The sequence below is a fragment of the Rhodonellum sp. genome, from assembly GCF_030656585.1.
Lineage (GTDB): Bacteria > Bacteroidota > Bacteroidia > Cytophagales > Cyclobacteriaceae > Rhodonellum > Rhodonellum psychrophilum.
Genome location: NZ_JAUSPP010000053.1, coordinates 17,081 through 30,854, shown reverse-complemented (window position 1 = coordinate 30,854; position 13,774 = coordinate 17,081). Strand labels below are relative to the sequence as shown.

The following is a 13,774-nucleotide window of genomic DNA, read 5'->3' as shown; positions in this document are numbered from 1 at the left end:
AAGCTGATGATCGGAATCAAAATCATGACCAACGAATCAGTGTTTCCTTACCAAAAATCACTTTTTTGGACAGCCTGACAGATTCACTACAAGCCCATAAGACTTGGCTAAAAGATTTTTCCCAACCAAAGAATAGGCTTGTGCCTCAAAATCAGCAAGAGGAATACACCTATATAGACGATGAAAACCAAACCCGGACCATTTCATTTCCGCCAACACTTCAAAGGCCTTTTCTAAAGAATGAAAAGGGGGAAGCCATTTTAGATCCAGAAGGGAATCTTTATTATCTGGGTGATGGTGGGATTTCCCATTTCACCACATTTACAACTGATGATGGTTTGGGCTTGGACAATATTACCTCTTCCTTGTTGGACAGATTTGGGAATTTATGGTTTGGCACTTGGGGAGGAGGGATTTCAAAATTTGACGGCGTTTCCTTCACCAACTTTACAACTGCCCATGGGCTTTCCAACAATTTGGTGCACTGTCTCACCGAGGATGCTGCTGGTAATCTTTGGATTGGAACCGATGGAGGAGGGATATCGATATATGACGGTCATTCTTTTACAAATAAAACCAAGGACCATGGGCTGGCAAATGATGTTGTCTATGGGCTGACCAAGGACCGAAATGGAAATATCTGGATAGCAGCAGGAGATGGGGGTGCTTCAAAATTTGATGGCGAGCATTTTACGAGTTACAATCAGGAAAATGGTTTGCCGGGCAATTCCATTATAAAAATTGCAGAGGACAGCAATGGGTTCATCTGGTTTGGAACAGGGAATAATGGCATCTCAAGGTTTGATGGGAAAGCCTTTATGAATTTCAACACTGAAGATGGTTTGGCCGGGAATGCGATCAATTGTATCACCAAGGATAAGGCCGGTAATCTATGGTTTGGAACCAAAGGCGGTGGTGTATCCAAGTATCAGGAGAGTGCTGATTTAACAGGAAAGGGGACTTTCACCAACTTCAACACAGCTGATGGACTTGGGCATGATGATGTTTGGGATATTGAAGAAGACCTTCGTGGGAATTTGTGGTTTGCGACCGATGGGGCTGGGGTTTCAAAATTTGACGGGAAAAAATTCACAAATTATACCACTGCGCAAGGATTGCCCATCAATGTGGTGTACAGCATTTCAATTGATGGGGCAGGAAATCCCTGGTTTGGAACTGCGGGAGGAGGGCTTGCGCTGTACAAGGGTGCTGCATTTACCAATTTCACGGTTGATCTTGGACTTGCCAAAAACAGTGTTTATGGCATTATAGAAGACAACAATGGCAACTTATGGTTTGGCACAGATGGGGGTGGCGTGTCAAAATACGATGGCAAATCATTTACAAATTTCACTACTGAACAGGGATTTCCACATCCACTTGTCATCAGTGGCGTCAAAGACAAAAAGGGTCAACTTTGGTTTGGGACTGGTGGAGGAGGTATCGCGCTTTACAAAGAAAGCCCTGATGCTGGTAAACGCACAAGTTTTACGACTTTCAACTCCAAAAATGGCTTGAAAAACGACATCATTTATGCAATCAAAGAAGACCGATTTGGCAACCTCTGGCTAGGGACTGATGGGGCCGGTTTGATAAAATTTGATTGGAATATCCTGCCTGTGGAGCAGGCAGGCTTCACGGCATTCACCACGGACCAAGGCTTGGCCAGCAATGCTGTTTATAGCATTCTTGAAGACAGGAAAGGAAATCTATGGGTTGGCACTGGTGGAGGAGGGGTTTCCAAATTTGATGGGAAATCCTTCACCAATTTCACCACTGCGCAAGGATTGTCCAACAACATCGTCTGGAGTATTCTGGAAGACAAAGTGGGGAATCTATGGTTTGCGACCCAAGGAGGAGGTGTTTCCAGGTTCGATGGTCAATCATTCAGCACCTTCACCAAAAGAGAGGGATTGGTGGATGATACCGTTTATGATCTTTTGGAAGATGAAGTTGGGAACATTTTTATTGGGACCAACCGAGGATTTACTGTTGTTCCCGGGCAGGTCGCTGCCCTTCCCTTTGAGGAGATGAGAGGGAGTTTGGAATACTACAATACAGCATATGGCTATCCGGTCAAAGATGTAAACAAGGGCATCTACCTTGACAGCCAAGGAAATCTATGGGCAGGCAATGGGAGTGACAAAACAGGCTTGGTGAAATTTAACTACCAAGCGTTGAAAAAGAAGATAAAAAAGCCCGCCATAAAAATCAAAAACATCAGCCTTTATGAAAAACCCATCAGTTGGATTTCCCTTCAAAGAAGCTTTGATGCAGAAGAGACTGTTGATAGTTTGAAAACCTTGGCGTATATCACAGACGAAGTGAGGGTCTTTGGTAGGGTACTCAGTGCTGAAGAAAGAAAATCACAACTAAACGAATTCTCTAAAATACAATTCTCAGAAATCAAAAGATTTGAAACTTTCCCTGAAAAACTAAAGTTGCCCTACTCCCAAAATCAGATTACCATAGATTTTGGAACAGATGAATTGGTAAGACCCAATTTGATGGAGTACAGGTATATTCTAGAAGGGTACAAAAAAAGCTGGAGTCCTGTAACCAAAAACAGCAGCGCTACTTTTGGCAATATCAGGGAAGGGGATTATGTGTTTAAGGTAATCGCAAGATACACGGGACCGGCCGAATCCGCCGGAAAAGAGTGGTCGGAGGAAGCTGTATATCGATTTTCTGTTCTTCCCCCTGGGCACAGAACCTGGTGGGCTTATCTGATATATTGTGCCATTCTTTTGGTGGGCATCAAAAGGGTACATGTATTTCAAAAAAGTAAAACCATCCGTAGAGAAAGGGATCGGATCCAACAAAAGGAACTGGAGCAGGCCAAGGAAATCGAAAAGGCCTATATGGAGTTACAAAAAACCCAAGCCCAACTCGTCCAGCAAGAAAAACTCGCTTCCCTTGGACAGCTTACAGCCGGTATCGCCCACGAGATCAAGAACCCACTGAATTTTGTCAATAACTTCTCGGAAGTCAGCATAGAATTGATCGAAGAGGCGAAAGAAGAAAGAAGTAAGTGTCCGGAAGCAAGAGACGAGACTTTGGTGGATGAAATAATGGAGGATATCAAGTCCAACCTCCAAAAAATCCATGAACACGGATCCCGGGCCAATGGCATCGTGACCTCCATGCTGCAGCATTCCCGGGGAGGTTCGGGAAAAAAAGAACCCACAGACCTGAATGCCCTGGTCAAGGAATACACCAATCTGAGCTATCATGGAATGCGGGCAGGAAAGAACCCGATTTATGTCGACATAGCCTTGGATTTTGACCCTAAAATCAGCCAAGTCTTGCTGATCAAGGAGGATTTTACCAGGGTGGTGATCAATCTTTGTAACAATGCTTTTGATGCGATGAAGGAGAAGTTGAAAAGGGACGATGTACGAAGTACCAAGTACGATGATGGAGCAGTGCTTGATGAAATCTATGTGCCAAAATTAGCTGTTCGAACCAGACTTGAAAACAGGAAAATCCTGATATCCTTTGAAGACAACGGTCCCGGTATTCCCGATGAGATCAAGGACAAAATCCTACAACCTTTCTTTACCACAAAAAAAGGGACTGAAGGCACAGGACTTGGTCTGAGTATCACCAATGATATCATCAAAGCGCACGGAGGGGAGTTGAAGGTGAGAAGTGAAGTTGGGAAAGGAACGAAATTTATCATTCAATTACCCGCTTAAACCCGTTTGATGCATTTCGGACGCAATTCATTAGTATAATTAACTGATATTCAATTAAGGGTTGATTGATTTTGACTTCACCCTATTGGTGTCTGGAATTTGTATCCCAATAGTCTGATTTTCCTGCAGTTTCGATCTCATATGGAAACCTAATGCATATTTCGGGTTTAAGGTTAGCTCACCATTGTGAAAACGTGGATCCTTCAATGTAGTGGAGACAACAGATCGCGGTGACACCCATCAAGCCATTGACCGTCTTCTGGTTCTGTTGATTTTAATTTGCAGTATCAGTGCCATCACAGTGAAGGTTATTGCGATGATGACCAACAGCATTTTTATTTCCGGAAGAATATCGGCAAAACTTCCTCCATAATAGGCCACCTTTCTGAAGGCGGAAAGAAAATGCGTTACCGGTATTGTTTGGGCGATCCCATTGATAAATGGTGGGATGGCAAGGCTTGGCCAGGTAAACCCGCTAAGGACAAATGCAGGAGTAGACATCACCATTAAAAGTTCTGTTGCCTTTAACTGATTGGGAATGGCGATCGAGAACAACATGCCCACGCCTATGGAAGCGAGACTTAAGAGGCTGACCAAAACCAGCATGGGTAAGTTGAAAATATTGGCCTGTACATTAAAAAACACAAATAGGCGGCTCATTATCAACCACATCACAGGCAAGAACAATACAAACGGCATCGTCTTTAAAGCGATTAGATAAACCGAAGATTTTCCTTTTTTGACCAGTTCCCCAAAATACCCGTCTTCAAAATCCCGGGCAAATACGAGCGCCATCGCCAGAAAAATCACTTGCTGCATGATGGCGCCTAACAAACCTGGCAACATAAAATCAAGGTAGTTTCCGGTCGAATTGTAAAGTTTATTGAAATTGACCTTAAAACTCTCGTACGAGGCCATGGCTACAGCTGGCGGTAAACCCTGTTTCTTAAGGCCTTCAATCTCTATCCCTGCATTGAGGGTCATCAATACCTGTTGGATGTTTTTGCTGGCAGTGTTGGCATTCAAAATATTGGCCATGTTGAGGTCTACCCTCACTTCAGGATATCTTTTTTGCAGTATATCTGCCTCAAAACCAGTAGGGAAGGTCACCACAGCGGCATACTGTTCTATGGGCATTTCTTCCATGATATTTCCTGGATTATACCGGCGGTCTTTCACAAGCAGCCCTTCACTGTCTTCAAAAGCATCAATGATCCTGTCTGTCAAGGGACTGTTGTCCTGGTCTATGATCACAATGGGTAAATTCACAACCTTGGCCTGCTGGTATACAAAGCCAAACAGCACCCCATAAAGGACCGGAGCCCCAAAAAAGATGGCGCAGAGTACACTGTTGGAAAAGATCCGTGCAAATTCTGTTTTGAGTAAATTCAAAAATTCTTTCATCGGGTTACTCTTTTAATAATATGGTGGCGTTGGTATAGAAAGTGCTTCCGGAGATATTGGAAGTTGGGATCACCTTGAGTTCATATACCGATTCTGATAAATCATAAAGCGGTGCTGTACTCGTGATGTCGGCATATTGCGGCAATTGTTTTATGGTCACAAGCCTGCCGGTGTATTCCTCTTTGGTATAGGGATTAAGCATCACCAATTCACTTCCTTCCTTGAAGCCATAGATTCTGGATTCATTTACCGTAAACCTGAAATAGAGACTGTCCTTTTTGTATCCATTGAACAGCGCATATCCGGGACCAAGCAATTCCCCTTCTTTAAGGCTGATGGTTTCGATGGTCATATTGGCAGGGGCGATAAGGTACATTTCACCCGAGGCCACAAGCACTTCTTCCCTGGCACCCCGAGCGCGGTCCAATTGTCCCTTTGCCTGGTCCAATTGTTCGGTTCTCACACTTTTGCCGGCCTCCTTGCGTCCTGCTTCCAGGGCAGCCACCTGGGCACGGGCCATTTGAAGTTTCATATTGACCTCATCCAGTTGCTGGCGGGTCACCAGGGAATCCCGGTACATATTCTCCAGCCGTGAATAGGATTCTCCGGCAAATTGCAATTCCGCTTTTGCCGCATCCAGCTTTCCTTCTATTTGTATGAGCTGTTCTGCAGTTGCACCGACATTGGCCATGTCGAGTTGCCCCTTGGCGGCTTTCATCGCTCCATCTGCCTGGATCATTTTTGCATGGATCTCGGGAATGTCCAGAAGCGCCAAAGTGTCCCCTTTTTGTACTTCATCTCCCTCAGCTACATATAGCGTATGGATGCGCCCGGGCAGTTTACTGCTCACAGAAATGGTTTCAAATTTTACTTTTCCCCTGTAAGGAGTAATCTCCTGTTCATTGCTACAGGAAGCCAGTACCAACAGGCTTAAAAGGCTAATTCCAATCTTTATTGTTCTCATTTTTTTTCGATAGTGGTTTTAATAATTGAGTAATCCTTTTGCATGCAGCAGGGTTGTGACAGCTCTTCGCTGGCCGAAGTAAGATTCCTGCAACTGAAAATTTGCCCTTTCCAGGTCTTTCAGTGCATCCAGTACTTCGGTGATGGAAGCCAAGTCATTTTTATGCTGCTTGTTTACCAATTCAAAAGTGGCTTCGGCCAGTTCGATCTCTTTTTGTGCAATGCGCGAATTTTGAAGGGAAGCTTCGTAAGAGAGTTCTGCCTTTACAATGCTCAGCGCTATAAGTTCTTCGGCTTCCTCGATTTGTTCCCGGTATTTTTCGCCTTCCAGTTTAGATTTTTGGCTTTTTAGACGAGACTGGCCTCCGTCAAAAAGTGTCCATTTAATGCCTACACCGGCATACCACCGCGGGTCAAAAAGTGACAGGTCATTTTCCCGGAATTCGTAATGACCCTTTAGGGCTACTTTTGGGACGGTATGATTTCTGTCCATTTTTGCCTTATAGGCAGTGGCTCGCTCCGCTTCCTCCAAAGCCTTAATCTCATTTCGCTTTTCAGTAGCCATTTCATTGGAGGGCAAAGCGGTAAGGTTAGGAGCAAGTGCCTGTAAAATTTCTTTTTCTTCTCCGGTAAGCTGCTGCAAAACCTCGATAAGCAAGGTTTTATTATGGCTGAATTCCAGTTGTCTGGCAGCCAGCTGCTGCTGGGCAAGTTCTATTCTTTTGCGGTGGATAGGGGTTCCCAACCCGTTCTCGATGGCTTTTTTTACGAAGTATTCCTGGTCGCGCAGATAATCTTCAGATGCCGCCAGAACCTGTTCTGAAGCATTTACCAGAGCCAGTTTGTCATAGGTTTCAATGATATTGACAACTATGCGGTCTTTTTCAGCCATGCCCGCATAATTTAATGATGCCTCCTTATGTCTTGCAGCTTTGATGGCATTGGTCGCCTCAAACCCGCTGAATAAAACCCAGTCAACATCCACTGAGGATTTGAGGATGTTTTTATTCTGAAGGGGATTCACTTCCTGAAGGGGGATATTTGCGGGAAATGCAGCGTTAAAAGGGATACCTGCCGCTTCTTTGATAAGAAGCTTTTGAGTCGCTAGCAGAAGATTTTGGGTGTCATCGTCAAAAGTGATGTCATCATTCAGGCGGGTGTAGCTTCCGTTGAGCGTGATTTTTGGGAGAAAGACGGCTTTTGCCAGATTTTGGTCTACCTGTGCCTGTTGGGCATTCAACTGGTTGATATTGATGCTGCGGCTTTTCTCCAGCCCCTTTTGAATAAGGATTTCCAGCGCAGGATCCAATTCCTGGGCCAGGGAAGGGAGGGGTGCCAGGACTGCATACAAAAAACACAGGATGCTTATTTTGAGAGAATTTATTTTCATTGCAACTATTTTTTAGAACAGTGCAAATTTCCCTACTATGGAAGCGGTTTCTTTTGACCTATGTCAAATAATTCAAATCGGTAATTATTTTTAAGGATTTGCCCTTCGGATGCGGCTAAGGGTTTCCTGGGTCATCCCCAAATAGGAGGCAATGTGGCCAAGGGCTACACGGTTTGCGATATTGGGAAATTCGGCAAGCATATAATCATGCCTTTCCCGGGCGGTTTGGAACTGGATGGCATTTAATTTATTTGCTACCCGAGTGAGCATTTCGGTAGAAAGAAGTCGCCCCAGTTTTTCCATATTGTGGTATCGGGCAAACAATAGGTCGAGTTTTTCCCGGGTGATACTGTATAGGACGGCATTTTCCAACATCTCCAAATAATACAAACTCGGGTTCTGCTGAAAAAAACTTTCAATGCTGGACATAAATTGTCCTTCCACAAAAAACCACTGGGTAACCTCTTTCCCGGCTTCTTTGAGAGAATAACTTCTTCCAACACCTTTCTCAATGAAGTAAAGCTTGGCACAAACCTGTCCTTCCCTTACCAGCGGCTTGTTTTTTTGAACAGATTCTCTTTCAAAATGCGAAATGATATCCGCCAATTCCTCAGCGGGAAAGGGGACAGTGTTTTTTAAATAATGGGTTAGGCTCATGGAAAGGTTTCAGAAGGGGCATTTCAAATTGGCTATAAAGTTAATTAAATCAAACCAAGGATGATCAGGAGTGGATGATGCCAGACTTTTTATTTCTTTTTTTACCTGATGCTTGGGCAGATTTAGGGGGAACCAATGGTTTTCTGGGTCTAAATTAAATGTTAAGAGGGAGGGCAGGATGACTCGGAAGGTGAATCACCAAACGGAGAAGTCGAAAACAGTAAAAAACGGATTGCTTATCAATCAATTTCAGGATGGAGTGGAATTGGGCATGCATCATGTAATCCAACTTGGAGCGCTGCTCTTCAAACTTACTCGGTTCTGCCCGCTGTATCCAAGGGGATGTGTGTGCATCTTAGAATTGTATTGTTTTGAATGCGATTCTTGATTTTGGATTAAAGAAAACATATAGCTTTCCCATATCCCCAAATTTTAAAAATTCATCAGTTTTCTTGAGGCCCCAAATCCCCTTTTTCAATATTTGAATATTCCTGTCCGATGAAATGGAGCAAACAAACTTCATCAAATCTCCGGTTTTTGGACATCTTGGCAACTCTGGATATTGGTACCACAGTGGTACTCCACACTGATGGATTGGGTTTAGTTCATTTTCAAGTTCTTCAATCTTTACATTTTCAGATACTTCATATTTCAATTGACTTAAAAATAGTTTAGGCTCAAATTCAACTTTAATACCTTCTTTAACAATTTCTGGCCTGTCTTCAAGGGAGTAGTCTATGTAAACCGATTCCGAATAAAAATCCAGCGGATAAAAAATAGGGAACCTATTCATCCCTAGCCAATTAAATTCATCATCAGTACAATCAATAGATCCAATAAAAAAAGGCTTGAAGGTTTCATTACATAATATTTTCAAATTTTTAGGAGGAAAGCCTCCTAGTAGATGATTTCCATTGGTTGAATGCTTCAGCCAAAAAAGTTTGTTCGCTTCTGATTTAGGGATTTTAAATTCCAAAGGCCCAAAAACCCTTTCATTTCCTGGTTGATTCAATACTTCTATGATTTTTCCATTTTCTGTAATCATCTCTAATCCACTTTGGATTTTAGTGAAAACATCAAAATCTTTCTTACTCAACCGATGTTGATGGATAAAATGTTCTAATTCCTCCTTGTCGTTAAAATTAACTTCCCAACCCCCGAGATGGATATTTTCCTTCATCTGTTTATCTTGTGCATTAAGGTTGGCAGATTTGCGATTTGGCGTGGATGTATTGGACTAAACTTCATTGGAAGCAGAGCGCTTTTAGCACTTCACTTTTTTAAAAGGCCGATAACAGCCCCGCTTTTGCAAAACGGCTGTTATCGGCCTTTTCATTTGGCTTCTTCCTTAGGGCTTTTTAAATTTTGTTTTCTTCTTATGTTTTTCATAAAGGTCCAAATCAAATAGGAAAATGCCTCTGCCATCTCCAGCGCCCTTCTGAAAACCAAACTGATGGGCAATCCTATTGCCTTTATTATTCACCACCGGATTGTCTGACTTGATCAAGTTCAAATACCGAGTCGAAAAATCAGCCAAACGTTCGACTTCCCCGCTGCCATCCAGTTTTAGTTTATAAATGTCGAGTTTGTATTTGTTTCTTTCTTCCATGGGTTGATGACGGTCACTTTCAATGACCATGTAATTTCCATCATGGAAAATGCCTTCCGCTTCATTGTAGCTTTTCGGTAAATCAGTATATTTCGTTGTCTTCTTCGTGTTTAAGTTAAATCCGAAAACCTGAGAATTGTAATACTGGTCTTTTTCATCACCCCAATAATGGGTATAAATCAGTTCCTCGTTTAATGGTGGCCTAAAATCCTGTGTTTCCAGTCTAACATATTCTGATGAATCCGCATAGGATATAATCGTTTCCACATCTTTTAAGTAAGGAACACCCTTTTCATAATTAATCTCCCCTGCTTTAATTTCCCTTTGTCCTTCGATAGTCCATGCGATTTTCATCGTGTTTTTTGAGACGGCAGGACCTTCGTCACAGTAAACATTCAAGGGGTAAGGGCTATTGGGCTTGTCTTTGGTAAGGACGTATAATCCCAGTCCAGCATGTCTGTCTTTTTCGGGGTTGGCAGCATCAAAAATAGCTGAACCCATTGCCAGAAGTAGATCGCCATTGGACAAGCACAACACACGATGAATGCCACCATGATAAAAGCCAGCGGTGACATGAGATACCTCACGGGTAGCGATATTGATCTTAAAAACATCCCCAACCAGTTTATTTAAAAAATAAATATTTTCTGATTTTTCGTCCCATTCCGGCCTTACTCCCCAGGTGGTAAGAACTGAAAAATAAGGAGGCAGTTCCTGTATCAATGATTCGATCGTTTGTGAATTTGCCGAATTCATGAATTGAAGAAATAAAATTGCAGTAATAAGGACTGTTTTTTTCATTCTATCAGTTTTGTTTAAAATCATCACTTTCGTATTGTCCATTCAAATTTAATAAGCCCAGTTTCATTTCCAAACCTGTTCTATCATTGGGGATTGGGATACAAGTGAATCCAACGGACTAAAATCGAAGCATCATAAGCACCGTATGAATCGAGAGATTCACAGCCTGTCCTGAGAATCGGGATGCGGTTCTGGGAGAGGTGAAGGGGTGGAATTTCGCTTTTAATTACTTGACTGTGATGAGTTCTTAGGGAAGTTCTGGGGCACCGAATCCTGAAAGTTCATGACAACCAGTTTCGATAGAGTCTATAAAATCTTGGGCATCAGTAAAATAATTTTTAAAAGCCATTCTAACTTCCGAACTAGTATCTGCACGAACTAGAACAATATCAAGTTCCGGATTTTCTTTTTCTAATCTAAATAATTCTTTCAAAGCGTCTGTTGCATCACGATAGTCTTTAACTTCTAAGCTACCATCTGGTCTAAATATCAAGATAGAATTTTTATTCTCTGTGATTTTTGTATTCGGCGCAGCGTTCAGACTTTTTAATGTTCTAATTAAATGTATTTCACTATCAATAGAAATGAATTCACTTACTAATTCTTTATTATTTAATTCAGGACAAGGACCAGTTGAATTTTCAAACGTTCTAGATAGAATTTCGCTGGCTAAAACCATAGCTCTTTCATATCTCTTATCTCCTCTTTCGAATTTGGGTTGATTTTCAGTTATGATTCCTATAATTTCAACTGCGGTTGCCCATGCATGTTGAATAAGAGTTCTATATTGAACTTCGATTAAAAGACCTTGTAAGCCCTTACCAACTTCTGATTTAACATTGTAGCTGTAAACGTCATGAATTCCTCGATAACCAGTTCTTTTAGGATTTTTTATATAATCATATTTATCGACATCATTTTTTCTTCTATGAGAAAACCTTGCTGCATGGAGTTTTTCTCTAAATCGATACATGTCCTCAGTATTTGAAAAAATCAATCTACAACCGGCAACATCATCCATTCGAGACAATTCCATATCTGGAAATCGGAATAGTTTATCAATAATTGTATTTCGCCTTTTATGACGCTGAGCAACAATAATTCCAGAACCTTTTGTGCGAGTTCTTAAAATAGCTTGAAAAGTATTTAAAACTGCCCGATGCGCTTCTCTCCATTCATCAACAATTGCATATTGTTCGAAGTCGACAACATCGCTTTTTATACTGTCTCCGGCTTTATTTACTTTTGTTTTGGATCCTCCAGGAAATGTTTTATATTCCATATTGATGTCTCTGTTTTTTAGAATTGCTCATGACGTGATTCAGCTTGGAGCCGGCGGGCTATCCTAGCCGTATGTTCTAAGTTACATGGTTACGCCCGCTGGATCCAAGGTGATGTGTGTACCTTGAATGGTGAATATAGTTCAATTAAATGAGCGTTCCATCGGATTAAGGGCCTTAACCGATTTTTCGGTATCCCTTACGTTCGGAGGTAATCCCGTTCTGACAGGATAGGGTTCGAATCAAAGCAAGTGGTAAGTCCCTGTATGCCAGTATGAAGTAAGCTAGACTATACCCACCTCGTCAGAGGGATCTAGCGGGGCCGTCTACTCGACTACAAGCTGGGATTTATTATTTAATCGTTTTCCCACAATACGAACATGTTTGTTCTTCTTCATTTTTATCACTTTTTAATCTGTCAATAAATCCTGAACCTATAATTCCAGTTGGTAAAGCGACTACTCCAATACCCATCAATGCAATTACTCCGCTTATAAATTTACCTAATCCTGTTATAGGATATACATCGCCATATCCAACTGTCGTAAGAGTTGCAACTGCCCACCAAAATGAAGCTAAAATATTAGGGAATGCATCAGGTTGTTTGTCTCCTTCTATATTATACATTACAAAAGACGCGAAAATAAGAAGTAGAAGAGTTACAAAACCAGTAACAGCTAATTCAGATTTTTTGTCTTTAAGTACTGACCAAATTAGATTTAATGATTTAGTATATCTATTGATTTTCAATATTCTCATGAATCGAATTAATCTTAGAGTTCTTAAAAATCTTAAATCAATCTTTATCAGCAAAGGAAGGTAGAATGGAAGAACTGCAAATAGATCTATTAAACCATTTATTGAGAAAACAAACTTTAAAACTGATTTAAACTTATTACTAGTGGGATGTGTTAGGTCTGAAACATAAAGTCTCATTAAATATTCAATTGAAAATACAGTCACAGAAAAAATATCAAACCATTCCAAAAATATTTTGAAATCAGAACCTATTTCCTTTATTGATTCTAAGATTATTGAAATTATACTCAGTACAATAAGGCTCATAATTACATAGTCAAAAATCAAGTTGATTTTTTTGCCATGCGAACCTTTTTCAACAAGTCTATAAATTGATTTTTTAAATTTTATCATTATAAAAGTTTTGGGTATTTTTTTAATATTGATTCCCAGTTGATTTTAATATAATCTATTGATATTTTTGTAAATGATCCTCCAGTATTCTTAAACTTAATTTGTTTATCATACTCAGAATAATCCAGAACCTTTATTATATCACCATTTTCCATCATTGAGCCACCTGCTTCAAGGTAACCGTCTGGATGATTTAATATAACCTCTTGTCCATGAAGTGCTTTCCATTTTGAAAAAATAGTTTTCTGAATTTTATATGTGTATCCTAATTCACTATCATTATAAAAATTATCCTTAAAGAACAAAGTGTCATCACCGACTGCTACTTTCAACCAATCATCACTCATTTCACTAATTAATGTAAGGGAGTCATTCATTTCCAGAGTGATTTTTGTATTACCAAATGGCTTATCTAAAAGTTCTAAAGTATTAGTATTCACGTAAAATGTTTTTCCTGTGTCATCTAACATTAAACTGATTGAAAATACTGTTATAAATATGATTAGTAAGATAATTAGTATTCGTTTAGGTTTTGAAAATAGCCATATAACTATACCCCATAATCCTAAAGCTACACCAGTTTCTCCAATTCTTTTAAATTGTCTTCCAACACTCATATTGTCGATTTTAAATTTTTAAATGCCCTGCCGTTCTTAATGCTTTCTTGTAACATTTCTCTTCCCCCAATACACTAGAAAGTACCCCATTAAGGTATTCTCTCTACAATATAGGGAAAACATGGTCCATAAAACTAATCTATTTGGTGAAAATCCAGATTGTCCAATGGGTATATTCCATATTTCATTTATTTTGAGGCACG

10 protein-coding genes are annotated in these 13,774 nt (G+C 40.7%); 1 reads left to right on the top strand and 9 read right to left on the bottom strand.

Annotated elements, in window-relative coordinates:
- The first annotated feature begins 65 nt into the window (after positions 1-65).
- On the top strand, positions 66-3,698 hold the full coding sequence (locus Q7J63_RS12865) for a sensor histidine kinase (protein WP_304886666.1): 3,633 nt from the start codon (positions 66-68) through the stop codon (positions 3,696-3,698).
- Positions 3,699-3,938: 240 nt separating this feature from the next.
- Here the strand turns inward: Q7J63_RS12865 and Q7J63_RS12860 are convergent, their stop codons facing one another.
- From Q7J63_RS12860 to Q7J63_RS12820, 9 genes are all read right to left on the bottom strand, one after another.
- The gene (locus tag Q7J63_RS12860; protein WP_304886664.1) at positions 3,939-5,102 is read right to left on the bottom strand and encodes an ABC transporter permease; all 1,164 of its coding nucleotides are present in this window, start codon (positions 5,100-5,102) and stop codon (positions 3,939-3,941) included.
- A gap of 4 nt (positions 5,103-5,106) precedes the next feature.
- Positions 5,107-6,066 carry an HlyD family secretion protein gene (locus tag Q7J63_RS12855; RefSeq protein ID WP_304886662.1) on the bottom strand — a complete coding sequence of 320 codons (960 nt, stop codon included), beginning with the start codon at positions 6,064-6,066 and terminating at the stop codon, positions 5,107-5,109.
- 18 nt (positions 6,067-6,084) lie between these two features.
- Positions 6,085-7,455: a TolC family protein gene (locus Q7J63_RS12850; RefSeq protein WP_304886661.1), complete on the bottom strand. Its 1,371-nt coding sequence runs from the start codon at positions 7,453-7,455 to the stop codon at positions 6,085-6,087.
- A 90-nt stretch (positions 7,456-7,545) separates the two neighbouring features.
- Positions 7,546-8,112, bottom strand: a complete 567-nt coding sequence (locus Q7J63_RS12845) for a Crp/Fnr family transcriptional regulator (protein WP_019598975.1) — start codon at positions 8,110-8,112, stop codon at positions 7,546-7,548.
- A gap of 355 nt (positions 8,113-8,467) precedes the next feature.
- The gene (locus tag Q7J63_RS12840) at positions 8,468-9,292 is read right to left on the bottom strand and encodes a hypothetical protein (RefSeq protein WP_304886660.1); all 825 of its coding nucleotides are present in this window, start codon (positions 9,290-9,292) and stop codon (positions 8,468-8,470) included.
- Between the two features lie 168 nt (positions 9,293-9,460).
- Positions 9,461-10,522 carry a hypothetical protein gene (locus Q7J63_RS12835; RefSeq protein ID WP_304886658.1) on the bottom strand — a complete coding sequence of 354 codons (1,062 nt, stop codon included), beginning with the start codon at positions 10,520-10,522 and terminating at the stop codon, positions 9,461-9,463.
- A gap of 247 nt (positions 10,523-10,769) precedes the next feature.
- Positions 10,770-11,804, bottom strand: coding sequence for a RelA/SpoT domain-containing protein (locus Q7J63_RS12830; RefSeq protein ID WP_304886656.1), 1,035 nt, complete (start codon positions 11,802-11,804; stop codon positions 10,770-10,772).
- 349 nt (positions 11,805-12,153) lie between these two features.
- Positions 12,154-12,954 carry an ion transporter gene (locus Q7J63_RS12825; protein WP_304886655.1) on the bottom strand — a complete coding sequence of 267 codons (801 nt, stop codon included), beginning with the start codon at positions 12,952-12,954 and terminating at the stop codon, positions 12,154-12,156.
- On the bottom strand, positions 12,954-13,571 hold the full coding sequence (locus tag Q7J63_RS12820) for a hypothetical protein (RefSeq protein ID WP_304886653.1): 618 nt from the start codon (positions 13,569-13,571) through the stop codon (positions 12,954-12,956). The genes Q7J63_RS12825 and Q7J63_RS12820 overlap by 1 nt, the downstream gene beginning before the upstream one ends.
- Between the last annotated feature and the right edge of the window lie 203 nt (positions 13,572-13,774).

What these genes read in the sequence shown, in the direction of transcription:
- Q7J63_RS12855 (WP_304886662.1), bottom strand. Translation starts at nt 6,066, where the DNA reads ATGAGAACAATAAAGATTGGAATTAGCCTTTTAAGCCTGTTGGTACTG.
- Q7J63_RS12820 (WP_304886653.1), bottom strand. Translation starts at nt 13,571, where the DNA reads ATGAGTGTTGGAAGACAATTTAAAAGAATTGGAGAAACTGGTGTAGCT.
- Q7J63_RS12825 (WP_304886655.1), bottom strand. Translation starts at nt 12,954, where the DNA reads ATGATAAAATTTAAAAAATCAATTTATAGACTTGTTGAAAAAGGTTCG.
- Q7J63_RS12860 (WP_304886664.1), bottom strand. Translation starts at nt 5,102, where the DNA reads ATGAAAGAATTTTTGAATTTACTCAAAACAGAATTTGCACGGATCTTT.
- Q7J63_RS12845 (WP_019598975.1), bottom strand. Translation starts at nt 8,112, where the DNA reads ATGAGCCTAACCCATTATTTAAAAAACACTGTCCCCTTTCCCGCTGAG.
- Q7J63_RS12830 (WP_304886656.1), bottom strand. Translation starts at nt 11,804, where the DNA reads ATGGAATATAAAACATTTCCTGGAGGATCCAAAACAAAAGTAAATAAA.
- Q7J63_RS12840 (WP_304886660.1), bottom strand. Translation starts at nt 9,292, where the DNA reads ATGAAGGAAAATATCCATCTCGGGGGTTGGGAAGTTAATTTTAACGAC.
- Q7J63_RS12850 (WP_304886661.1), bottom strand. Translation starts at nt 7,455, where the DNA reads ATGAAAATAAATTCTCTCAAAATAAGCATCCTGTGTTTTTTGTATGCA.
- Q7J63_RS12835 (WP_304886658.1), bottom strand. Translation starts at nt 10,522, where the DNA reads ATGAAAAAAACAGTCCTTATTACTGCAATTTTATTTCTTCAATTCATG.